This window comes from Amycolatopsis ponsaeliensis, assembly GCF_030182635.1.
In the GTDB taxonomy this organism is placed as follows: Bacteria; Actinomycetota; Actinomycetes; order Mycobacteriales; family Pseudonocardiaceae; genus Amycolatopsis; species Amycolatopsis ponsaeliensis.
On sequence record NZ_JAPZLD010000001.1, the window covers coordinates 421,374 to 444,613 of the forward strand.

Below are 23,240 nucleotides of genomic sequence, written 5' to 3' on the forward strand. Positions count from 1 at the left end.
GCCGCTCTCCCGCTGTCCGGGAGGAGCGGCCGATGCCGCGCACACGCACCGACACCCTCAACCTCGACCGCGACGTCGCCCTGATGGGCCTGGCGATCGCCGCCCTGGCGATCATCTGCGTCCTCGGCGCGATCGTGGTCACCGCCGTCGTCCTGGTTACCGGTTTTCACGCCGGTAGCTGGACGTGGCCGCCGATCACCACGTGGGCAGGCTTCGCTCTCAGCGTCGCCTTCCACGTCGCCGACCCAGGACCACACTTGCCGGGCCCGTGGTCGAGCGCCATCAGCGATCACCAGCTGGCGTTCTACATCTGGTTCACCACGATCACCATGCTCACCGTCGGCCTGACGGTCGGCACGGCGATCCCGGTCTGGCGCCGGGTGGGGCCCGTCGACCCGGGACACGCCAGCCGCCGCGAGATGGCCACGACGTTGTCGGTCGCGGCCGCGCGCAAGACCGCGGTGTGGACTCGCGGTGACCTCACCGACGAGCAGCGCCGGACCGCGCCGGTCGAGCAGATCGCGGTCCCGCTGCACCGGGGCCCCCGGTGCCAGCGGCTGGTGACCTCGCTGGAGACCCCGACCGGGACGATCGCGCCGACCCGTTCCGGCAAGTCGCGGACGGATCTGGTGCACAAGGTCCTCGCCGCGCCGGGCGCGCTGATCGCGTCGACGACGAAGAACGACCTCGCCGAGTGGTGTCTGCTGGCCCGCGCCCGCCGCCCCGATGCCGGGCCGGTGCTGGTGATCGACGCCACCGGAACGCTGTCCTGGCCGGCGCATGCTCGCTGGTCGCCGGTCACCGGCTGCGCGGATCCCGCCATTGCACTGCGACGGGCGGAGACGCTGATCGAAGCGTCCTCACTCGGGCTGGACGACGTCGGCGGCAACGACGCGGTGTTCCGCGGCCGCGCCACGATCGTGCTGCAGGCCTACCTGCTGGCCGCCGCACTGCACCACCGGACGGTGAGCGACCTGGTCGTCTGGTCGGTCACCAAGCCGCCGGATCAGGAGCCGGTGGAGCTGCTGCGGCAACGGTTCCCTGAGCTGGCGTTCAACCTGCGCTCGGAGATCGGGATGGTCGCCGAGACCGCGGATGCGGTCTGGATGTCGGTGCGGCGGGCGATCGAGCCGTTCATGAACCCGGCCATCCGGTACTTCGCCACCCCCGCGCCGGGGCAGGAACTCGACATCGACGAGTTCCTGCGCCGCCGCGGCAGCCTGTTCATCGTCGCCGGCGAGCACCAGGCGCCCCAGGCCCGCGCCGTGCTGACTGCCCTGGTGGAGCAGATCCTCACCACGGCTCAGGACACCGCGCTGCGGTACGAACGGCGCCGGCTGGAACCGCCGACGACGGCGATCCTGGACGAGTTGTTCGCCGGGACGCCGGTGCCGCGGCTGCCGGCGATCATCGCCGACTCCGCCGGCCGGGGCGTCCTGATCCACTGGTCCGCGCAGTCGCGCTCCCAGCTGGACGAGCTCTACGGCGAGCCCGGCCGGCTGCAGCTGATCGACAACACCCTCACCCTGACCGCGTTCCCCGGGCTGAAGGACGACAAGACCCTGGAGTGGCTGTCCACGCTGTCCGGGCACCACCGCCGCCGCACCCACCAGCATCACAGCGACGGGATCTTCAGCCCCGGACGCGGTGCCAGCGGCGAGGAAACCGTCCCGACGCTGCGCGCCGGGGACATCCGCACCCTCGACCGCGACCGGGTCCTGATCCTGCACGGCAATCTCCGCCCGATCCTCGGCCGCACCGTTGACGTGCGACAACGGCCGGACTGGCCCCAGCTGCAGGCCGATGTCGCCGCGATCCGCCGCGGTGATACCCCAGTCGGTGCAGATGGGTATCTCCGCCCGCTCCCGTCGGCGTTGGCGGGCGGTCCGCACATTCGGGAGCCGCGGCGATGACCGAGGACGATGACCTCGCCACCCCGGAACCCGAACAACCGGACGACATAACGCAGCCGGAACCGCAGCAATCCGCGCGGTCGCGCGCCGAGCTCGACGCGATGACCGAGGAACTATGGGCGCGGGTGCAGGTCCAACAGTCGGAGATCGAGCAGCTCCACGAGAAGATCGCGGAGCTGGAGAGCGACGCCGAGGAGAAACCGCGGCTGGCGCCGTGGTTGCCGTTCCCGGCACCGCCGGCAGCGGAGGACAAGCAGCACCGAGAGCAGACCCCGGTGTTCACGATTACCAATTTCGTGCAGTACTACAACGCCGTCTACGTCGGCAAAGGCGGGACGCGCGCGGTCGCGATCCCGGACTGCTGGCCGCAGCATCCCGGGTTGGTGGCGGAGCTGGCGACGCTGGCCTACACGTGGAGGGCCGCGCACGTCGGCAAGGGCGCCAAGGCCAGCGATGCCCAGTACTGGCACGACCGGTGGCGCGCCGGATTCGCCGAACGCATGATCACCGAGTGGACTCACCAGCAGTGCCTGACCGAGGTTCACAAGCCTGTCGGTGCCGCGCCATTGATCGACCGCCACACCCCCGAACGACGCGGCGGATAGAGTGTCGCGGGTGCAGGACAACTTGGGCGAGACGGCGTGGGACGAACTACGGGAAACTCGCTGGCACCCGCCCGGTGCAGCTTCCGCTGATCGAGTTCGTGCCGCTACTTACGTATCGGCGCTGGAGCAGGCCGAACAGATGTTCCGGGCCGCGGCCGTGGTCGGCACGTCCACCCGCCCCTTGCAGGTCTTCTATGGCCTTAGCCAGGCAGGTCGGGCAATCGCAGCAGCGTCCACCCTTCAAGAATGGGAATTGAAAGGACACGGGATCGCGTCGATCAACCTGAGCACAGACCTGCCTTCCGTGGGCGTCGCTACCGACAAGCCGTCAAGCGCGGGCAGCTTCGTGCGGCTTTCGGCCTTGCTTGGATCGCCGGTGTGGGGCAAGACACCGGTGCCCTTAAACGAGCTGTGGGACACACTGCCGGAGAACGAACGCGCGCCGCTGGCGGACCGAGGCAGCGCAAGGCGGACGCCGCTCTGGATGGAGGACCGCGATCTCTGGGACGAGCCGCATCCACTGGTCAGTGTTCCGGTTGTCGGATTCCCGCCTCGGTTCGGCCAGGGCAATGTCGATCGAGCCATGTTGGACGGATACCTCGCCGCATTCCCAGGTGCTCGTGACTACCACAACTACGTTAACGTTCAGCGTGATCCGGACCTGCCGGCGATGACGGTGCACGTCGACGGATGGTCCGAGCTGACGATGAACTGGCAAGTCCAAGATGGCACCTCGGTGGACAGTGCTACGCGGTTGAAGTACCTGAGGTCGATGTCCCATTCCTACCTGGGCCAGTTGTACTTCTTTCCCACAGTTGGCGCCAACGTGGCCACTCTCCATCCGCTGATGACTTGGTGGGCCGTTCTCCACACCTTGTCGATGCTCGCCAGGTACCAGCCCGGCGAGTGGGCGACCCACATCGACGTCGACGCTAGCCGATACGCAACACCTATCGAGCGGCTTCTCCGGCGAGCGCTCCACGTCGTGCCGCGGCTGGTCTTGGAGACTCTCCGCCAAGTCACCCCGTAACAACCCCTTGCCGGCACATGTGCGGGTTGGGGCGACGCCACTGACCGACCGTTTCACCCTGGAGGCTCAAGAGGTCTCCGACGCACGCAAGTCCGCTGCGCCACCAGAGAACCTTGAGGTCGTGGAGCTGGATGACGACGCGGAACCAGGGTCCACTCCGTCGTAGCACCGATTTGGGCGCGGCAATGGGGCTGAGTGACAGGTCGCCGTGAAACACGCATGTCGGCCGGGCTAGGGGGCTAGTCTGACCGTCTAGGGGCGCCTCCGGTCCGGGAAGGGCTCCCCGATCGGCCACGGGTCTGCCAAGCCGAACCACTCCCCGGGCGTGCGCGCAGGATCGGCGAAGTGCATTACACCGTGGGCGTCGACGGTAGATCGCCGCCACATCGGGAGTGACGGGACGGACCACTCAGGGTCGGGGTGCTCCCAGATGGTGTGCTGCTTGGTGCCTACGAAGGCGGGGTGAAGTTGCTTGACGACGAGCACCGCCGACACGTGGCGATGCCCCCAATGGTCACCTTTGAACCAGTAACCATCGGGCCTGCGGACGACAGCGTCCGGGTCGGTCTCACCGCCAGGGCCGGTGCCGATCAACAGGGCTTCAGTGCCATATAGCGCGTTCTTCACGTCGTAGTCATCGGTGCTGAGGCTGCTCGACGCCACCGCGACGATATACGGAGCACCGAGCGGGCCGTACGCGGATCCTTTGTCGCTCAGCGCATTCTTGATCCCCTCCTCGTCATGCACCAAGAAGGCATGCCCACCACCGAAGATCCCCAGCGGCCTCACGCCCTCCTTTCCGCGTGCCTCAGCCGACTTCGGGAGAGCATGGAACTGGATTCGCCACCCGTTCGCTTCGTAGGGCAGGTTCGGAAAGTCGTCGCGGCCGTTCCCACGATCCGTGTAGGCGTCCGGGTCCAGCTCCGTAAGCCATTTTTCCAGTCTTGAGCGCAGCGGGCGAGCACGGAGCGGGTCGCCTCCCTGCTTCTCCACGTCGATCCACAGGAAGAAGTTCGGGCTGTCGATCTTGTTAAGCGACTCGTACAGAGTGTTGACCCTCGCAGCCGCGCCCACCATGACATCGCTGGACGACGCTGAGCGAGCTTCGACGTAGACCGCCGCGCCATCCTTCACCGCGAGGAAGTCAGGACGGCGATTGGTCCCCTCGATCTCCGGGTGACAGGTCACCGCGTAACCCATCCGGAGAAGACACTCGTGCAAGTACAGCTCGAAGAAGGCCCCTTTGTACTGCCGGTCATCACGGGATCGCAACCTTCCTCTGACGTCCGCTTGGGCGTCCGGACAGAGCCGAGAGAACCAGTCCTCGATCAGACCCCGGACCTGGTCCCAGTAGGGACCCGCCACCCGGTCGAGGAACTCAAAGTGGCTGTCCCCGTGCTCGCCTGGGGAGGGATCGGTGCGCTCGAGTTCCGAAAAGACAGTCATACCGACCATCACACTCGATCCACCGGTTCCGGGACGAGGCAGGGTCACTTGGCGATCGGCCGGAGGACTCAGAGCTAGGGCCGCGCCAGCCATCGCCGCAATCAGCCTGAGAGGAATCCGGTGTGCGGCGATGACGAAGGCCGCTTGGGGCGTCCGGTTGCCTCCGGAGCCGGCGTCGTGCACGCTTGGAAAGATCGCAGAGTCGCACGCCCGGGCGCGTCGATAGACGATCACCGATGTAGCAGGTGAAGGGAAGGACACCGTGGCCAACTCCGATGCGGCGAAGCTGGCTGTCCTGATCGACGCGGACAATGCCCAGCCCGGCACCATCGACGGACTGCTGGCAGAGGTCGCCAAGTACGGCACCGCCCACGTCAAACGCGCATACGGCGACTGGACCGGCACGAACTTGCGCGGCTGGAAGGAACAGCTGCTGACCGCCTCGATCCAGCCGATGCAGCAGTTCGCCTACACCACCGGCAAGAACGCCACCGACGCGGCAATGATCATCGATGCGATGGACCTGCTCTACACCGAGCGGTTCGACGGCTTCTGCCTGGTATCCAGCGACAGTGACTTCACCCGCCTCGCCTCGCGGCTGCGGGAGTCCGGGCTGACGGTGTACGGATTCGGGGAACGCAAGACACCGGCTCCGTTCGTCGCGGCGTGCGACAAGTTCGTCTACACCGAAAACCTGGTCCGCGTGGCCAGCACGGCGAGCCCGGTAGGCGTGACGGAGAAGCCAAGCCCGCGACGATCAGCTGCCGAGTTGAAGCAGGACACCGGACTGGTGACGCTGTTGCGCAGCGCGGTCGACGCTGCCTCCGATGAGGACGGTTGGGCGCCGCTTGGCGCCGTGGGAAACATCATCCTCAAACGGCGCCCGGACTTCGACGCCCGCAACTACGGCTACCCGAAACTCAGCGGCCTGATCGAAGCCACCACGCTGTTTCAGCTCGAGCGCCGTTCCGCACCGGACGGGAAGGCCAGCGTCGTGTACGTACTGGACGATCGGCAGCGGCCCGACCCGGATCAACGGGCCGGTCAGTAACCCATGCCGCGGTGCAGGTCGTCGCCGGAGGTTTCCCGGCGGTCGTCGTACTCGTCCTCTGCCTCGTCGCGGCGTGCCTCCCGCCGTTCCTTCTCGTCTTGATCCTGGAGCTGTTGGGTGCGTGCGGCGACGCCGCTGGTGAATTCGTCGCGCAGGGCGTCGAGGGTGTCGTGGCGGGATTCGACGGTGAGCATCGCATCCGACGCGGCGTCTTGCCGGTCTGGTGTGGTCATCAGCTGCCTCCATTGGTTGGTGATCTGGTCCCAGGCCGTGGCTTTGGGGTCGTTGCTGGCGGGTCGCAGGCCGAGCGGGGAGGCGGCATCGGTGGTGGTGATTCCGTAGGTTTCACGGTACGCCGCGACCAGCCGGACGACCTGATCCCAGCTCGCAGCTTGGCCGGAGTCGTGGGGGCGGTGACCGATCTGGGCGGCCCACCGAGGTTGTTCACGGTGCGCCTGGTCGAGCAGCTGGTCGGCGCGGGCGGCGATCTCGCCGTTGAGGCCGTCCAGACCCTCCAAGGCACCGCGGTGCTCTCCGGATGTCCCGAAGTCCGGTTGAGCCTGCCACGGGAGCGCGGCGTGTAGCCCTTCGCCGGCCCGGTGGTGGTCGGTCAACACGGCGACGAGTGCTTCACCGGCACGCCGGTAGTCACCGTCGGCGCCGCCGGTGATGTCGCCGGCGAGGCCGGTGAGAGCTTCGGTGAGGGCGGTGTCGGCGTCGAGGCCGAGTGCGGTTCCGCCGGCGGCGTGGCGCCAGACAATGCCCCACTGCTCGTCGGTCACCATCGCGTCCGGCAGGTGTTCGGCGACGATGCTGCGCCACCGGTCGACCTGCTCGTCGGTCGGCGTCCCGATCCGTGCCGGTGGCCGGTGCTCGCTGAGGTGCGTGGAGATGCGTTTGGCCAGGACGGCGGCCGGATCGCTGGCCCAGGCGAAGCCGCTGTCGTCGGTGAGCTTGCGGACCAGCCGTTCGGCCTGCCAGCCCTGATCCTGGGCGTTGGCGAGCGCGTTCAGCGCGGCGGGCTCGGCGCCGGCGTTGATCGCGCCGGGGACGTAGCGGGCAAGGATGTCGAGGTAACGGTCTTCATCACCGTCGCGGGCCAGCAGCTCGTAGCGGCGAAGGAGCACGTTGAGGGGCTCGAGGACGACTCGTTCTTCGGCGTGCTCGAACTCGGCGAACACATCGTCCAGCTCGCCGGTCCGAGCGGTCGTGCGTGCCTTCGCTGGAGCGGAGGGGTGCGCTTGCGCGCGGCCGAAGGCATCCCAGCGCTCAGTCAGGGTGTGCCAGGCGCGTGCCCGCGCGCCGTGGCTATCGGGCTTGGCGCCCAGCGCAGACTCGCCCTTGATGCGGAAGGTTTCGCGGTAGGCGGCGACCAGGCCGACAAGGTCGTCCCAGTCCTCGGCCGATATCGGGTTGCCTGGCCGCGGCCCGAGCGCCGAGACCCAGGCGGGTTGGTCGCGGATCACCGCAGCGCGCAGGTGCTCGACGCGCTCGGCGATGGCGTGGTTCATCTCGTGCAGGTACTGGGCATGTCCCGGGTGGTGGCGGACGTGGGCGAAGTCGGGGCGGGCCAGCCAGGGAACGGCGCGCACGTGGGCTTCTCCGCGCTCACGTCGGCGTTCCAGTTCGGCGGCGAGAGCGGCGTCGGCGTAGCGGTCATCCGGCATCGGATCCGGCACTGCCGGACGTGCAGCGAGCTGGTGGGCGACGACGGTCAGGGCGGCCTCGATGTCGAATCCGACCGCCAGGCCGCCGGCCGCGCGCTGCCAGATCTTGTGCCACTCCGGGTCTTCGACGGCGGCGTGTGGCGCGATTGCGTCGACGATGCCCCGCCAGCGAGTGATATCCGCAGGGTGGGGCGGAGCGGTCGGTGAGGGCGGCGTACGGCGTTCAAGGTGCTTTCGGATCCGGGCTTGCAGCGCCGCGCCCGGGTTGTCGGCGTCGTCGAGGGACTGGCGCCAGCGCATGACCGCGGCGACAAGGGGATCGGGTTCCCAGCCGAGGTCATGGGCGTTGCGCAATGTCTGGATCAGCGCCGGCTCACTGTCGAGATCGACTGTTGAGGGGGCGTGTCGGGTGAGGACGTCGCGGTAGCGGTCCTCGTCGCGGTAGGTGGCGGTGTAGTTGTAGCGCAACACCAGCGTGCCCATCGACACCGCCTCGTCCTGCGCCTCCCGCAAGGTCTCGGTGGCCGAGACCTCGGCGCCGGAGTGGTTCAGCACCCCGGTCAGCACCGACCGCGGGGACACCGGGTCGGGGGTTTCGCGGTGCTGGTCGATGACGTGGTGGTGGGTGACGACGTAGATGAAATTGCCGAGCATGGCGCGGGTGATGCCGGGGTAGAACTGCTCGCGGGTCATCGTCGGCGGGACCAGCAGGTGGGCGTTGCCGGTGCTGGTCATGCCCTGGACCCGGTTAATGGTGGCGGCGTAGGCGAGCTCGACGTGGGCCTGGACGTACCCGGCCGGCAGGGTGATCGCCGCCTTGTGCACCTTGTGTTGCACGGTGATCTTGCCGTTGGCGTGGACGTCGGTGATGGTCCAGACGTCACCGTTCTTGACGAAGTCCTTTCCCCCGAACAGCGAGAGCAGCCGTTGGTTGTGCCGGGTGACGACCCAGTCGCCGACGCTCGCGGTGGTGGCGTCGTGTAGTTCCACCTCCCGCCCCCGGTCGAGCGCGCCACGCCCGAGGCGCCGTTCGCGGGCGTCGATGTTCAGCGCGACGGTGTCCTCGTTGGTCGGCACGATCAGCAGCGACTGCACACCGGCGTCGAGATCGGCCTGCCAGTGCGAGCGGGCGGCGTCGCGCATCGTTTCCAGCGACCCGTCGGAGACGCGGCCGCTGTCGACGTAGTACTCGAGCCCCTTGGGATTCCAGGCCCGGATTTGCAACGACGCCGCGGCCTGTTCCTCCCGGTCTTCGCCGCGGAACCGCACGATCTCCCGGAACCGCACGGCGCCGACGTCGTGGGCGATCAGCCGGATTGCACCGCCGGCCTCGACCGCGGCCAGCTGCGCGTCGTCCCCGATCAGCCGCACGTCTGCGCCGTTGTTCAGCGCGTACTTCACGACCTTGTGCAGGGTGTGGGTGCCGGCCATTGCTGCCTCGTCGACAATCACCAGGTCCCCGGCCTCCATCGGGAACGCACGGTGGGCGAACCCGAACCACAAAGCGGTGGTCAGCTGATGCAGCGTGTGCGGCTTCGCCCCGATCGACGCGCCGAGCTCCTGGGCCGCCCGGGCGGAGGGACCGAAGGCGTAGACGCGGTGCCCTGTGCGCCGCCACGCAGTTGCCAGGACCTTCATCGCCGAAGTCTTGCCCGCCCCGGCCGGGGCCAACGCGAGCTGCAGGCGCCGCCCGGAGCGGGCGAACTGGCGCACCATCTCCGTCTGCCCGGCATTGAGCTTCTGCCCGGCGAGGGCCTTCTCTACGGTGTCGGCGCGCAGGCGGTGCCCGCCGCCGCGGCGCGCCCACGCGACCAAGTCGCCTTCTGCGGCGAGGGTCGCGGTGGTGGTGTAGCGGGTGGAGCGGTGTTCAACGAACACTGACTCGCCGTCGCGCCGGCGCAGCGACGCGGGTTCGTTGACCGCGGTCGGGCCGACGAGGGCGAGGGTGTCGGGCTGGGCGAGGATCGTGTCGACGACGTCGTCGACGAGCTGTTCGCGCTTGTCGACTGGCACCGTGAGGTGCGCCGTCTGGCGGTGGGCTTCGGCGGCGAGGTTCCACCACGAGAAGTGGCTGTAGTTGTCCGACACGACACCCCGAGTCGCCTGGGTGAGTTTGGCGATGTCGAACGCATCCGGCTCCGCGCGTACGCTGAGGAACACTCGGTCGGCAAGCGTGTTCAGAACTTTCGCGGGCACGATGCTCAGCGCGTGCTCGCGCCACGCCTTGAGATGTTCCGGAAGCGTCTTGGGTGGCTGCTTGCCGGGTCGGTTGTCGTACTGGGCGGCGCGGTCGATGGCGAAGATGTCCTTCGGCGTCGGCTCTTTCCCGTGCTTGGCCGTGAACTCGACGATGCGCTTGGCTCGGGCGGCTTCGAACTGGCGGTGGCGCTGGGAGAACAGCTTCACTAGCTCGACAGGGATCCCTTCGAGCTGCCAGACCGGGCGTTTCATGGCCACGCCCTCGGCGCCGCGCTGCACCCACGAAGCGCCTTGCTCGCGGAACAGGTCGCGCAGGCGGTTGTCGAAGTACTCCGATGCGGTGACCGCCGCGGCGAACATGGTGCGCCCGTCAAGCGCGGTCCACTCTCCGTCGTCGCTGCGCTGCACCTTCGAGGAGATCAGGACGTGAAAGTGCAGGTGCGGGTCGGCGGCGCGGGAGTCCCAGTGCTCGAACATCGCCGCGGTGATCCCGTTGACGTCGACCTGTGCCTCGCCCATGTTCCCGCGGCGGGTGTAGGCGATGTTGCGTTCCACGTAGGTCACGGTGTCGAGGGCCGCCTGACGCGCCATACCGACAATGCGCTTCCGTCCGGACGGCGACGCCATCGCCCATGCGATGGAGAGGGTTTTGTCGTAACTGAACACGGCCTCGACCCCGGAGACCGCGGACTTGAGGTTCCCTTTCTGCTCGGCCAGCCATCCGTTCAGCTCTTTGTCGTCGGCGGGACCGTTGCCGTCGTGGGCTGTGCGGTAGGCCTGCAATTGCATGCCGCGGCGGATCTCGGCGCGTGTTGCCGCGGAGATGGGCGCGCCGATCGGGCGGTCGTGCTGGCGGTTGTGGTCCTTATACGCCTGGGAGACTTGGCTGCGTAGGTGGTCCAGTGCGGAGTACTGCGGGAACCGCCGACCGAGGCGGGTGGCCTTCAGCGCCTCTGCGGCGGTAGCGCCGTTGGCGATCATCTCGGCTTCGATGGCGTCGGCGTTCGGGTGCCGGCCTTCGCCGAAGAGGGCGTTCATTTGGGCAGGGGTGACTGCGCCGGAGAGTCCTAAGTGCTCTGCTCCGGCGCCGAACCATTGGCCTGCTGGGTATCCACGGGAGAGGTAGTAGTCACTTAACAGCTCGCCGGGTGCGAGCTCACGGCTGCGATCGGCGCACGCCACCGTGTTCGTGAGGTACTCATGACCACCAGGGCTCAGCTTCCGCAAGCCCATCATGTCCACACCAGACTACGCCGAAAAGGCGTCGACGCCCACCCGGTTACTGGTAACGACGCGTATTCGGTCGGCGCGTGTGCGAAACCTTGGAAACGCCAAGGCCTAAGGCATTATGGAGTCTGTCTTGGCAGGAGCCCGGCTCCGAAAGCGGCTGCGAGCGACATCGTCCCGGTCGAGGTATCGACGGACGCGTTGCCGAATAGTGCTTGGCCGTTGGCTAGTGCGTGCCGTCGATCCGGGCTGCCAACAGGCATCCACTTCGCACCGCTTCGTATACTCAGGGAATGGAGAGTGAGCCGGACGAGCAAGCCGATGAACAGGCAGCGAGCGAGCAGCCGCCCGAGGAGCGAGCTGACGGGCGGGTGGAGGAGTTTGCCGAGTCGGAGGACGACTTCGCGCTCGGCTCCCTCGACTTCGAGGGGCTGTCGCCCACGGACTTCGAGGAGTTCTGCTTCGATCTCATGGCCGAGAGCGGCTTCTCCAACGTGGACTGGCGGAAGGGCACACCGCTAGCGTCGTCGCCCTCTGACCGGGGCCGCGACATCGTTGCCCGTAAGACCCTAAGAGACATCGACGGCCACGAGTACGAAGAGCAGTGGTTCGTCGACTGCAAGCACTACAAGCGCGGAGTGCCACCCGACGCACTCCAGGGGACGCTCGCCTGGGCGAACGCCGAGCGTCCCGCGGTCGTGCTCTTCATTGCCTCTGGCTACCTCACCAACGGCGCGAAGGATTGGATCGCGGACTACCAGCGCACAAACCGCCCGCCCTTTCGCATTCGCGTGTGGGAGAAGCCGCAGCTCCTCCGACTAGTAGAGAAGAACCTCGACCTCGCCTTCCGGCACGATGTGGGTACGAGCACGCTGAGACGAGTGTCGGAGATCCTGCGGTCCGAGTCGGAGCTCATGGATCGGCTCTGGTACGGGAGGAAGCCCGCAGATGAGGATGTCGACCAGTACGACTGGGCGGAGGACATCAAGGCGGGAATGCTCGCGGCCAAGCGCCGGGTAGAGGAGCAGTATGGCGTCGAGGAGCTTGCAAAAGATGTCGAATCGGACTGGGCTTGGGGTTACCTCTCGGGTCGGATTTCTGCGCTTCGGTGGGTGCTCGGGGACGAGTGGCACAACCTCGACAGCTGAGCGTCCCTTCGTCGCGCAGGGTCCGCCAGCTCGGCGCGCGTCAGCGCGTCGGCTGCACTCATCTGCTCTTCTGAGTGACCCCGGTCAGAGGGGTCTGAAGGTCGGCCAGGTACGCGGAGGGCGTGGGATGATGGTGCAGGCGTGGTGACGTTGCCAGGTGCGTTCGCCGTCGCGTTCGTGGCAGGTCAACTCGAGGTCGACGGTACTGCCGACGTAGCCGTCCTTGGTCTGGGCGTAGAAGACGACTTCGCGTCCGTTGCGGATGTCGTCGAAGGTGAGCTGGATGCCAGCGGCGACGCCGCCTGAGGCGTCGGTGAAGCGGTACAGGGGATTCTTGTCGAGGTAGTCACCTGTGGCGGTGACGGTCAGCGAACGCAGCGCCCGGCCTCTTTCCATGCGCAGCACGACCTTGGCCGCGAAGGAATTCGCATCGTCGGTGAATGCGTCGACCGCCGACACGGAGAACTCCGGCGCGTCGCGTTCGTCGCGGTCGGCACGCATCAGCGCCACTTGCTCTTCAGCGGCACGGGCTTGTGTTTCAGCAGCCTCGCGGGACTTGGCCGCCTCGGTCGCCTGGGCCTGCGCGGCGATCCGAGACTTGTGGGCCTCGCGGGTCTGCCATCCGGCGATGCCGGCAGCCACAACGGCGACGGCAGCGGCCGCCCAGGTGGCGATGTCGCCAGGCTCAATCATGACGGCTCTCCGTTCCAGCCGTGGGAGCGCCGAGCTCGTCGGAGGTCCCAGTAGTAGTCGCCGAAATCGTGGCAGACTTGGCTGGCGTGCGATGTTGGCCAGTCTGCCGGGGGCGGGGCTGGCCAGGCTTTGCCCTCTCAGTGGATGATCGTGACATCGCCCGAGGCCCCGGTGCCGGGGCGGCGGAGCCCGTAAGTGCCGGAGCTTGACGCGGCCGGCCGGAAGGCTTGGCGTGTTTTGGGGTTCCATCGGGGTTCATGCGACCCGTTTGCATTGCCCACATTCGGATCGTTCCGGCTCGCCATCGGGGTTGGCCCGTTGCGTCGTCGTCTGGCAATGGCAGCAGCGTCTGGTGGGGCGGAAACCATTCCAGCTGTACCGGGTGCGGATCGGTCAGGTAGGTGTCCGGCCTGGGCGGCCAGATTCCTTGGCCGTACTGGAGCCAGTCGGTCATCTGGCGCCACAGCTGCCGTGTTCGTCGCAGCGATAGGCCCAACCCCTCCGCGACCTGAGCAATCGTCCACAGTTTGTCGTCGGCTGCGAGGGCCTTCATGCGGTCGAGGTCGATGTCGTCGATGGCCCGTGCTGGTGGAACCGCGCGGTAGTCAAGGCTCTCGGCGTGGGCTTGCAGGTCGGCGAAGTCGACACCGGCGAACCGTTCGCGACCCGCGGTTCGCTGGCCGTGCTGCTCGCAGTATGCGATCAATGCTTCTTCGCTGACCTTGCGCTCGTGGTGCAAGGGGGAAACCCACGACCGCGTAATGGTGATCCCGAACTTCGCGGCATCGGTGCAATGCTCGTTGGTGATGCGCCGTTTCGCGTTGTTCGTCTCGCCGATCTTGATCCATCTGTTCGAGAACTCGACGGCGTAGACGTATCCGGTGAGACCTCCCGCCTCTGTCGCATCGTGCAGTGGCGTGCCAGCGTGCGGCCAGCCGTCCCAGCCAGCGCTCATGTGCGCGCGGGCTTCGGATCCGGTGGTGTCATCAACGGTCATCGCGCTCCCTGTGGTTGTGGTGGTCGTTGGTGGTCGCCCGCGGCGTAGCGAGCCCAGGTGGAACCGGCTTGGATGGCGAGGGTTTCGGCGGTGCCGACGTGGTAGCCGAGCATGCCGGCCACGACCGCGGCGGGGGCTTCGAGCAGCAGTTGGCGGATCGTGGCGGTGCGCGCGTCGATGCTGGGCAGACCGAGGTTTCGCAGCCGCAGGCGCAGGGAGGTCGTGTGCATCGGCTGCCCGGCGCGGCGCCCAGGGAACAAGAGGCGACTGCTGGGGTTGGTGGCGGAGAACATGTTGGGGCGGTTGGCGACATAGTCGAGCAGCACGTCAGCGAAGGGCAGCGGCACTGGGATCGGTGGGTCGCCGAGCCGGAGCAGGACCTGGTCCTGCTCGCGCAGGACGTCGTCAACGGTCAGCCGCGCGACCTTCACCAGCGGTTGTGCGTAGAGCAGGATCAGCAGCGCAAGCACCCGGTCGGCCGCCGGAATGGACGGGTCGGTGAGCACGCGGCGGATGAAGGCCAAGCGCTGTGGCTGGCTAAGCCGCGCTCCGGTCTTCTTCACGACGGACGGAATCCGCAGGCGGGGCAGTTCGCGCTGGGCGATGCACCAGCGCAAGAACGCGCGAGAGTGCTCCGCGCGGCCGAGATCGGCGGCGAACCAGCGGTCGATGTCAGCCTGGCCGCAGTCCTCGAGGGGCCGGTTGTGCTCGGCGAGGTGAACCAGGAACTGAGCGGAGGTCCGCAGGACGTGCCGGGCCAGGTTCGCGCGGCCGGGGTTGATGGGCTGTCTCGCCGCGGTGTTGCGCAGCTGTCGCAGGACGTGCCAGGTCGCGAAACGCTCGAGCATGCTGCGGTGCTGCGGGTCCTCGATCGAGGAGAGCCAGCCGTGAAGCCACTGCTCGAGCAGGAACAGGAACCGGTCGACCGGCGGGAGAACTCCGGCGTCGACGAGCAGGTCGCGCAGGTGGATCACGGCTCGCCAGGGCTGCAGCGTGCTCAGCCCGGCGTGCGTTAGCGGCACGGCGCCGCCGGCCAGTGCGCTCAGCAGTGGCGGGATGTGCGGTTTGGACAGCCACAGGAGGCCGCCGCGAGCGCGGGGCATGGCCCGGAACGACTCGTAGAACGGCCGCAGCTCGGGCCGGATTGCGCCAGTCCCGTCGTCCAGACAGGCCGCGAGCCGCTCGGAGAGGACGCATCGCGCACATTCTCCGGCGCGGTAGCGCGGTCCTTCCTGGCCGCATCGGCGGCAGGTGAAGTCGCCGAGACCGCCCGCGCAGCTGGTGCACAGCCGCGCTCCAGCCGGGCCGATCCCGGGTAGCAGGCGGTCGACGTCGCAGCCGTCGCACCGGCCTCGCGTGTGCACGGCGTCGTCGTAGCACTTCACGCATACCGGGCCTTCGGGCCAGCGAATCCGGGTCCGCAGTCGCGGATCACGCAGCTTCGTCTTCTCCCAATCGGTGCACACCGCCTGCTCGCAGCGGGCGCAGAATTCGCGGGAACGGCTCATTCGGTGCTGGTGATCCGGGCGCGCCGGGGTCGCAGCTCGGTGACTCCGGTCGGTGCGGGACGGTCGGCGGTGCCGGTCTTGCGGATCCCAACGTTCTCCGCGTCGGTGACGATCAGCTCTGAGGGGACGGTCGCGAAGATGTCGCACAACGCCGCCAGAACCTGCAGTGACAACCGCTCCGGTCTGCCAGTCACCAGCCGGTGCACCTGTGAGACCGACAGGTAGATGCCGCGTTCCTGCAGCGGCTCCACCAGCTCGGTGGTCTGGAATATGCCGTGCTCGGCCATGACCTCGCGCAGCCGCCAGCTGTAGCTGACCGACCGCTTCTTGCCTGTCATCGACTCTCCTCACTCCCAGCCCAGAGCTCGATTGATCGTCCCATCCAGCACCCGTCGCAGGGTTCTCGTACGGAAGTCAGACGACACGCACGTGTAGATCGAGGTCGTGCTCGCGTGGTCATGACCGACCTGTTCCTGCACGAATCGCGGATCCCAGCCGTCCTCGATCAGGTGCGTAACGTAGGCGCGGCGCAGCGAGTGGAAGTCGAGCGCGGGGTCCAGGCCGAGCGCGTCGCGGTAGGTCGCCAGCTGCCGGTTGAGCTGCTTGTTCCCGATCCGCAAGCCACGCTCCGAAGGCCACTGCGCCGGATTGCCGTCCACTCCGAGCAGTGGCCGCACCTCGGTTGACCACTGCTCGACGACTTCGGCCACCCATTCCCAGACACACAGCACGCTGCGCCGCTTCGGCGGCGAGCCCTTCTTCGCCTTGCCGTGGCGGACGTCGAGCACGCCGTACCCGCCGAACTCCGGACCGTGCGGATTCCGCCCGAAGTCGACGACGTCGAGCATCCGCGTCTCGTTGCGCCGCAGCCCGAAGCCGTAGGCGACCTTGAAACACGTCGCGTCTCGGAACGCTGTCAGCCAGCCTTTGCGGCCCGCCGCTCGTTTACGGTCGACCTCGTCGTCGGCGTAGTCGAACAGCGCCTGTAGCTCGACGCGGCTGAACGCGCGCTTGCTTGCGTCCGCCTCCGAGTCCGCGACGTGCACCGCGGCGTTGACCTCGTTGATCACCTTCACCGGATGCGTGCCGAACCGGCGCTCGCACTCGGCTGCCCACCCGTAGGCCGGGTCGGTGACGAACGCGCCGAATCTACGCAGCGCTCCCTGGTAGTTGCGCACTGTGGACAGTGACAGGTGCCGGACCGCACGCAGATCGGCGAACCATTCGTCGGCCAGCTGGGGGGTCCACAACCACGGGTACGTGCCGCTGTGTTCGCCGAACTGCCGCACTACTCGCTGTGCGGATGCGACCGTCGAGCGTGCCAGGTTCCGCGCCAGCAGCTGATTGCACCAGCCGTCCAGCATCGCGGCGAACACCTGCTCCTCCGGATGGAGAAGCGGCACCCCCGTGGCCAGGTGCAGGCCGGCCGAGCCCGCCAACCGATCGTCCGACGCCACAAAATCCGCCTTTGCCCCGTCGCATTAGATGCGATGATCTCGCGTCTAATGCGATCGTAGCTGGTTGCAGTGCACGATGCGAACGCGGCGCGGCATGGCGCTCCGCTGTCCTGGCCTGCGCTACTCTCGGACCCCGAAGGCCGTGTCGACGCCCCTTCGGCGGGCTCCACGAACGCCGCTTTACCGCCGCGTGTAGCGCGGCGCGTGTTCGCATCAGATGCGATTCGACCTGGTTTCAGAACGTCTGCAAGACGTGCTGTGTGCGGGGTTGGGGCTGGCTGAGGTGGGGGCGGTGGCGTGGTCGGCGGGGTGAGTGGGTGGCGGGGAAGGTGCGGGGTGGGGTGTGGTGGCGGGCGGTGTGCGGTAGGCGGGGTGGGGTTGGTGAGGCGGGTTGGTGGTGACCGAAATTTCGGGTCGAGCGCCGGCGCCTGCACTAAGGCGCCCCGGGCGCCGTCTGCCGGCGCCGGCGCGGTCCCCAGATGTCCGGGCACACGAAAGCGGCCGCCGATCGCAGGATCGGCGGCCGCGTTCTGTGTGGACGGTCGTTAGCTCGGGCTGTCCTGGGTGAGGTAGGACAGTTCGAGACGGATGGCGGCGGCGGGCACGATGGCGACCTCGCCCCCGTCGAGGTCGGGCAGCGTCAGGGCGTAGCGGGTGAGTAGCGCGCGCAGGTAGGCGGCGACGGCGGCGGGTTCGTCGGTCGGGATCATGTCGACGGCGGCTAGCTCGCGGTCGATGTCGGCGAGAATGTCAGTAAAGGTGCGCACGGTGGCGGCTCCTGGTCTTGGAGTGGGTGGGGGCACCCGGTCCGGGTGCCCCCGCTGGCGAGTGGGTGGTCAGGCGACGGCGGCGAGTTCGCGCGACGGCGCGAACGTGAACAGCGGCGGCATGTTCCGGTCTCGGCACATCTCGCATCGGTCGTCCGTGCTCGGGGTGCGCTGCTCGCTGGGGGTGCGTTCGAGGTTGCACGCCACGCACAACGCATCCGGGTCGATGCCGCGCAAGGCCAACCGGTCATAGTCATCGTCCGTCACTGCGCGGCCGGTCAGGTCGGTCACGGTTTCGCGGCTGTCGTCGGTGTCGCGGTGGCGCTCGCGTTCGGCTTCGTAGGCGTCGACGCCGCTTTCGTTCTTGCGCACGAGCCCGGCGGACGGGATCGCCTTCTCGATCGCCCGCCAGTGCTCGTCGTACTCGGCTTCGACTTCGCCGACGACGTAGCGGCGCGCGGCCTGCTGCTCGATCGGCTCGTGCCCGGCGGCGGACACGGGGGCCGTGGTGGTGTGCTCGCCGTCGGTCGGGCGCTCGGCACTCTCGGCGTCCTTGCGGCAGGCGTCGGAGCAGTACCGCATTTCGGGGAGTCCGGCGAGGTTGCCGTCACAGTTGCCGCACCGGTGCACATCGGCGGACTCGGCTTCGGTGGCCTGCTGCCGGGCGGCGGTTCGGGCGCGCGCGTGGGCGGCGCGGGCCTTGCTCGCGTACACGCACGATGTGACGAGTGTGCGCAGGTCGTGGGTGAGGATCGGCCAGAGGTGGTGTGCGGTCTGGATGGCTTCGACGATGGCGGGGTGGTCGGCGCTGGGGTTCTTCAGCAGTGTCCCGCATGCGGTGAACACGTCGCGGTGTGCGTCGTTGGTCTGGGCATTGAGCCACCGCAACCCGTTGAGCGCGTCCGAGACGCGTCGGGGAGTCTCGCGCAGCATGGCCGTCACGTCGTTGACGTCGGTCACGGCGACGGCGCGGCGGCTCTGGCTGGTGTACACGCACTGATGGAACAGCGCACGCTCCTGCTCGCTGTAGCTGTCCCACTCGGCGTGAGCGGCGCGCACGGCGGCCAGGACGTCGCCGCTGATCGCGGCGTCGGTGTTGAGCAGCGTCGCGCACGCAGCGAGGATGGCGGGCGGGTTCTCGCCGCTGTCGGCGAAGACGTTCCGCAGCTCGGTGAGCGCGGTCCGGACGCGCGGCGGCTGCTCCCGCAATGCCTGCACGGCGCGGTCGATACTGCGGCGGTGCTTACGGTGGATGGTCGAAACCATGACAGTCGGTCCTTACGTGTTGGCTGAGTTCGGATCTCGGGCTCGCAGTTCCCGATCACCTTGCGATTTCCATACTACCGAGGGCGCGTGTGCTGTTCCACTTGAAAGCCTCTCTTTATGGGACTTTTTCGGCCAATTTAAAGCGCGCAAAATTGCGATGGGTTTGATTTGTTGTCGAGGGTCGTTCTCGTCGCGCGTCGTGGCTGTCGGCCGTCCTGGTGGTTGGCCTGTTTCCACTGGTCGGTGCGGTATGGGCGACGACATGCTGAGTGGGTGGTGGGTGGCCCCGAAGCAACCAGGGCAGGCCCCCGGCCTGCCCTTAACGCCTGACCTAGGGAGTAGGGGCCCCAAATACAAGGGTGGGGCCTCGAACTATTTTTGACCACGCTTTTCGGTCAAAAATAGTTTGGGGTGCCCTTGTATTTGGGGGAGCGACCGATACAATTTCGGGGCCACCCACCACCCGCGGACGCAACGAGAACCTGCGAAAGGGCCCACGGCCGGCGCGCACCGAAAATGCTGTCTGACCAGCTGAAACGGTGACTCCGGCCCCGCCGCGCGACGACATCGGTGACCCGCAGGTAAGCTGCCGCTAGCGCTCCGCGGGCGTACGTGTCCCTGAGTCGGAGCGTCAGCGGGCCGCCGCGAGTTTCGCAGCTCGCCACTTCGGTGGCGTGGCCCCTCGGGGCTACTGCGGCGGTACCGCGACCTACCCGTACCAGAGCACGCAGGGCGCCATACCTGGTCGAGGTCTACGGCGCGAGCGGGACGGGTTGGTAGACCCCGTCGGCAAGTAGGCCGGCTGCGGCGAGCTGGTGGCGTAGCTGTTCGGCCTGGTCGGTCATGTCGTCGCCGGTGTCTTCGCCAACGGACTCCACGATGAAGTCACGGATGACAGCACCCGGCAGCTGAACGACAGCGTGGAATGCGGTGATGCCGGTTGCGAGGTGCCCGTGCGCGGCAAGGCGGCCTGCAAGCAGCTGCGCTTGGCTGGTCATCTCTTCGCCGTGGTCGGCGCCGACGCTGGCGACGATGAAGTCGCGGATGACGCGTGCGGCGCGGGCGAGAGCCAGGTGAGTCTGCGGGTGGGGCGCGCCGTCGTCGAGCATGGTGGCATCGTCGAGGTAGGCGCGGCTGTCGCGGCACGGCTTGAGACTCGGGTCGTCGGGGTGGACGCCGTTGGCGATGGCCATCTCGCGGTAATTGTCATAGAGCGGCCGGTTGGTGGAAACCGCGGTGGTGACGTCGGGGCCGTGGACACGGACGGAGAGGTTGTGGGCGGCTCCGCGCAGCAAGAACCCGGCGCAGGTCTTGGGTTGCTCGGGGGTGCTGGAGTGACAGCCGAACTTGTGAGTCGCAAGGTCGTAGGTGGTGCGCGCGGAGTGGCGGAACACTTCCGGCGGGAACGCGCCGACGGGGGAGTCTCGTAGCCAGGGGCAGCGGGCGCAGGGGCTGGCCTGGTAGGCGCCAGCGGGTGCGGCGGCGGTGACGACGCCCCAGCCGTCGGCGCCGTCGTGGACGGCGAGGATCTCGGCGCCGGTAGGCGTGGCGTCGTCGCTGGTCGGGGTCGACACGGTCAACACTCCCTTGCTGGTTGCCGAGGTACAGGGTAGTCGCGGAGATGGGGCAGCAGATCGGTCGGTCAGCCGGCGGCCCGCGGGTGCCGGCGTTGGGCCTGCTGGCGAGCTAGTTCGGCGACCAGGTCGTCGAGGCTGGGATGTAGCGCGGGCCAGTCGGCGTCGGCCGTGACGGCGGTAGGTGGGAGCGTGCCGGCAAGCAGAGCCATGCGGATGCTGAGGTGGTGGCGGCCGACGACCGCGAGCCACCCGGCGCACAGCCGCATGGGGTGGGTGGTGTCGGGCTGGTCGAGGTGGCAGGACATGGCCGGAGCCGTGGTAGCGGCTTCGGCGCCGGGTGAGCCGTTGGCGTTGGCCAGCTTGATCATGTCGGCCTCGCTGAACGCGGTGAGGTCCGCGTCTTGGCGCCAGGGGCACTGGCGGCACGGCTGCGCCCGATGCGGCTCGGAGCTCACGGCCACTCCTTGTCTGTCGTGCCGGCGGCCCAGCATGTTGCAGCGGGTCGGGCCCTCAACGTGACGGGGATCGACGATAGCGGCTGGGCCCGCCGAAGCGACGATGCGCTGGTGGCGTCGCGGGTAGCCTGGGATGGTGCCCTCCCGCGCGCGGGAGGTTCGTCATGGTTGAACGCAGGACTACTGGTCCGCGGCGGAAGCGCCGGTCGTCGGCGACGCTGCAGCGACTGGAGACGGCGCGACAGCGACGCGTGGAACAGCTGGAGCGTGAACGCGAGAAGGAGCGCCGCGTGGACGCTGCGCTGGGTCCGTTCGCGGAGGCAGCGACGGCGATCGAGGCGGCGGAGAGTCGGCGCGAGGATCGGATTGCGGCTGTTGAGGCCCAGTTGGAGCGCAAGCTCGCGGAGCTGGACCGCCAACGCGCGGCGAAGGTCGCGGAGTGCGAGCGGCACGTGGAGCAGGTGCGCGCGGACGCGGAGATGGAGATTGCTGAGTGGCGGTCGGTGCTGGCGACGTCCGTGGCGCAGATCCGCAGTTGCGAGGTCGGCGTGGCGGACACAGCGGCACTGCTGGGGATCTCGGCAAAGGCGGTGACGGCGTTGTCTCGGCAGGCGCCTGACGCCGCGCCCGTCGGCACGATGGCGGCAGAGCCGGAGTCGGACGACGAGGGGAGTGCGACGGCGCCCGTCGATACGGCCGCGGCTGCGGAGCTCGAGCCGACCGTTGCCGATGGTGTCGCCGTACTGGACGCTGCTGAGGAACCGGGGCCTGTGGGTGAGGCCGCCGAGTGGTCTGGAGAGGAGACAGACTGAGCTGCGTGCCCAGTCAGGTCGTCGCCGTCTGCCGGTCAGCTTCCTGATCCGCGAGCCGCCGGGCGTGCCGGGCGAGCGTCAGACGCTTGCGTCGCCGGTAGTAGGTGATCATCGCGGCGACGCCGCAGCAGCACGCGAAGCCGACGGGCCAGCGGTTCCCGGCTCCGTCGCCGTCGGCGCCGGGGAAGTGCGCGAGGAAGACGTAGCCGGGCAGCGTGACGGCGCCGAGGATGGCGGCGAGCCGGTAGCGCTTGGCGCGGTCGAGCTTGGGCCTGATCCGGTGCCGGCTGAGGTAGGCGACTCCGCACCCGAGCAGCGCACCGAACAGGAGCGCGCCGGGCAGGGCGAGCAGCCCGGCGGGGTCGGTGAACAGTGTGACGATCAGTCCGATGTAGCCGAAGGGCTGGATGCCGAGGTAGACGCCGGTGCCTCCGGCGAGGACGAGCCCGGGGATCGTGACGCCGTAACGATTGCTCATGCTCCGAGCGTAAAGCGATTCTACTACCCCAAAGGGTGATTTCCGGGCCAGTGCGAGCATTCGCCGCGTGCGCTCGAGGCGGGTCTGGGGCGGTGTATTGGACGTCGCGGATTGCTTGGTGTTGTGGGTGGCGGGCATCGTGACCTCCGGGGCGTGGTGGTGTGACATGAGAAAGGCCGGGGCCAGCCGTCAGGCTGGCCCCGGCCTTCGGGTTGGTGCCCGGCCGGAGGGGAAGGTCCGGCCGGACACCGGGCTCTATCAGAAGGGCGGCGCGTCGTTGGCACCGGCGCTTGCGCCGACCAGGTCCCGCTCGGCGGCCGGACCCCAGGGGTCCTCGGCCGGGGTTGCGGGCGTGCTGGTCACCAGGTCCGGGTTGGCCTTCGAGGCCGCGTTCTTCGCGTTCTTGGTGACCGTGGTGGTGGCGTAGCGCAGCGACGGGCCGATCTCGTCAACGGTCAGTTCCAGCACGGTGCGCTTCTCGCCCTCGCTGGTCTCGAAGGAGCGCTGCTGGAGGCGGCCCTGGACGACGACGCGGGCGCCGCGGGTCAGGGACTCGGCGACGTTCTCCGCCGCCTGCCGCCAGATGGTGCACCGCAGGAACAGTGCCTCGCCGTCTTCCCATTCGCTGGTGGCGCGATTGAAGGTGCGCGGGGTGGAGGCGACGGTGAAGTTCGCGACCGCCGCCCCGGTGGCGGTGAAGCGCAGCTCGGGGTCGGCGGTGAGGTTGCCGATGATGGTGATGGTGGTGTCGCCGGCCATGGTGGCCTCCTTGGGCTTGTTGGGGTGTGGAACGCGGCGCAGCCTGAGCACGCGGCGGCCCGGGGGTCGCCGTGAGGCGACGTCCCCGGCCCCGGCTCATCCGCCCGGCGTGAACCAGCCCGCTGCTCGACCGGCATCGGAGATCGAAAGTCGAGGGGCTGGTTCACCCGGGCGGATCGGGCCGG

At 68.2% G+C, this 23,240-nt stretch carries 19 protein-coding genes; 6 read left to right on the top strand and 13 right to left on the bottom strand.

Going from position 1 to position 23,240, the window contains the following annotated elements; translation table 11 throughout:
* The first annotated feature begins 32 nt into the window (after window positions 1-32).
* From QQ657_RS01860 to QQ657_RS01870, 3 genes are read left to right on the top strand one after another with little or no spacing between them, the layout of a single operon-like run.
* Window positions 33-1,913 carry a type IV secretory system conjugative DNA transfer family protein gene (locus QQ657_RS01860; RefSeq protein ID WP_284740247.1) on the top strand — a complete coding sequence of 627 codons (1,881 nt, stop codon included), beginning with the start codon at window positions 33-35 and terminating at the stop codon, window positions 1,911-1,913.
* Window positions 1,910-2,518, top strand: coding sequence for a hypothetical protein (locus tag QQ657_RS01865; RefSeq protein WP_284740248.1), 609 nt, complete (start codon window positions 1,910-1,912; stop codon window positions 2,516-2,518). The genes QQ657_RS01860 and QQ657_RS01865 overlap by 4 nt, the downstream gene beginning before the upstream one ends.
* A 10-nt stretch (window positions 2,519-2,528) precedes the next feature.
* The gene (locus QQ657_RS01870) at window positions 2,529-3,548 is read left to right on the top strand and encodes a YaaC family protein (RefSeq protein ID WP_284740249.1); all 1,020 of its coding nucleotides are present in this window, start codon (window positions 2,529-2,531) and stop codon (window positions 3,546-3,548) included.
* A 252-nt stretch (window positions 3,549-3,800) separates the two neighbouring features.
* Here QQ657_RS01870 and QQ657_RS01875 read toward each other — a convergent pair whose 3' ends face one another.
* The gene (locus tag QQ657_RS01875; RefSeq protein ID WP_284740250.1) at window positions 3,801-5,177 is read right to left on the bottom strand and encodes a hypothetical protein; all 1,377 of its coding nucleotides are present in this window, start codon (window positions 5,175-5,177) and stop codon (window positions 3,801-3,803) included.
* A gap of 79 nt (window positions 5,178-5,256) precedes the next feature.
* Here QQ657_RS01875 and QQ657_RS01880 point away from each other — a divergent pair, with 79 nt between their 5' ends.
* A complete protein-coding gene (locus QQ657_RS01880; protein ID WP_284740251.1) occupies window positions 5,257-6,045 on the top strand; it encodes an NYN domain-containing protein in 789 nt (262 codons plus the stop codon).
* Here QQ657_RS01880 and mobF read toward each other — a convergent pair.
* A complete protein-coding gene (gene mobF, locus QQ657_RS01885) occupies window positions 6,039-11,147 on the bottom strand; it encodes a MobF family relaxase (RefSeq protein ID WP_350310620.1) in 5,109 nt (1,702 codons plus the stop codon). The genes QQ657_RS01880 and mobF overlap by 7 nt on opposite strands.
* A 284-nt stretch (window positions 11,148-11,431) precedes the next feature.
* Between mobF and QQ657_RS01890 the strand changes: the two genes are divergently transcribed.
* On the top strand, window positions 11,432-12,286 hold the full coding sequence (locus QQ657_RS01890; RefSeq protein ID WP_284740252.1) for a restriction endonuclease: 855 nt from the start codon (window positions 11,432-11,434) through the stop codon (window positions 12,284-12,286).
* An 84-nt stretch (window positions 12,287-12,370) separates the two neighbouring features.
* Here the strand turns inward: QQ657_RS01890 and QQ657_RS01895 are convergent, their stop codons facing one another.
* From QQ657_RS01895 to QQ657_RS01935, 9 genes are all read right to left on the bottom strand, one after another.
* Window positions 12,371-12,979, bottom strand: coding sequence for a hypothetical protein (locus QQ657_RS01895; RefSeq protein ID WP_284740253.1), 609 nt, complete (start codon window positions 12,977-12,979; stop codon window positions 12,371-12,373).
* A complete protein-coding gene (locus QQ657_RS01900; RefSeq protein ID WP_284740254.1) occupies window positions 12,972-13,976 on the bottom strand; it encodes a hypothetical protein in 1,005 nt (334 codons plus the stop codon). Before QQ657_RS01900 ends, QQ657_RS01895 begins: the two co-directional genes overlap by 8 nt.
* On the bottom strand, window positions 13,973-15,484 hold the full coding sequence (locus QQ657_RS01905) for a site-specific integrase (RefSeq protein ID WP_284740255.1): 1,512 nt from the start codon (window positions 15,482-15,484) through the stop codon (window positions 13,973-13,975). Before QQ657_RS01905 ends, QQ657_RS01900 begins: the two co-directional genes overlap by 4 nt.
* Window positions 15,481-15,822, bottom strand: coding sequence for a helix-turn-helix domain-containing protein (locus QQ657_RS01910; protein ID WP_284740256.1), 342 nt, complete (start codon window positions 15,820-15,822; stop codon window positions 15,481-15,483). Before QQ657_RS01910 ends, QQ657_RS01905 begins: the two co-directional genes overlap by 4 nt.
* 9 nt (window positions 15,823-15,831) lie before the next feature.
* Window positions 15,832-16,941 carry a tyrosine-type recombinase/integrase gene (locus QQ657_RS01915; RefSeq protein ID WP_284740257.1) on the bottom strand — a complete coding sequence of 370 codons (1,110 nt, stop codon included), beginning with the start codon at window positions 16,939-16,941 and terminating at the stop codon, window positions 15,832-15,834.
* Window positions 16,942-17,486: 545 nt separating this feature from the next.
* Window positions 17,487-17,708: a hypothetical protein gene (locus QQ657_RS01920; RefSeq protein ID WP_284740258.1), complete on the bottom strand. Its 222-nt coding sequence runs from the start codon at window positions 17,706-17,708 to the stop codon at window positions 17,487-17,489.
* Window positions 17,709-17,777: 69 nt separating this feature from the next.
* The gene (locus QQ657_RS01925) at window positions 17,778-18,974 is read right to left on the bottom strand and encodes a hypothetical protein (RefSeq protein ID WP_284740259.1); all 1,197 of its coding nucleotides are present in this window, start codon (window positions 18,972-18,974) and stop codon (window positions 17,778-17,780) included.
* A 752-nt stretch (window positions 18,975-19,726) separates the two neighbouring features.
* Window positions 19,727-20,548, bottom strand: a complete 822-nt coding sequence (locus QQ657_RS01930; RefSeq protein WP_284740260.1) for a DUF6283 family protein — start codon at window positions 20,546-20,548, stop codon at window positions 19,727-19,729.
* Window positions 20,549-20,616: 68 nt separating this feature from the next.
* Window positions 20,617-21,006, bottom strand: coding sequence for a DUF6283 family protein (locus QQ657_RS01935; protein WP_284740261.1), 390 nt, complete (start codon window positions 21,004-21,006; stop codon window positions 20,617-20,619).
* 164 nt (window positions 21,007-21,170) lie between these two features.
* Between QQ657_RS01935 and QQ657_RS01940 the strand changes: the two genes are divergently transcribed.
* A complete protein-coding gene (locus QQ657_RS01940; RefSeq protein WP_284740262.1) occupies window positions 21,171-21,818 on the top strand; it encodes a hypothetical protein in 648 nt (215 codons plus the stop codon).
* A gap of 13 nt (window positions 21,819-21,831) precedes the next feature.
* On the opposite strand, the gene QQ657_RS01945 is transcribed toward QQ657_RS01940, so the two are convergent.
* Together QQ657_RS01945 and QQ657_RS01950 are read right to left on the bottom strand one after the other, a co-directional pair.
* Window positions 21,832-22,296, bottom strand: a complete 465-nt coding sequence (locus QQ657_RS01945; RefSeq protein WP_284740263.1) for a hypothetical protein — start codon at window positions 22,294-22,296, stop codon at window positions 21,832-21,834.
* Window positions 22,297-22,554: 258 nt separating this feature from the next.
* Window positions 22,555-23,055 (bottom strand): single-stranded DNA-binding protein, encoded by a 501-nt coding sequence (locus tag QQ657_RS01950; RefSeq protein WP_284740264.1) that lies wholly within the window; start codon window positions 23,053-23,055, stop codon window positions 22,555-22,557.
* Window positions 23,056-23,240: the final 185 nt, after the last annotated feature.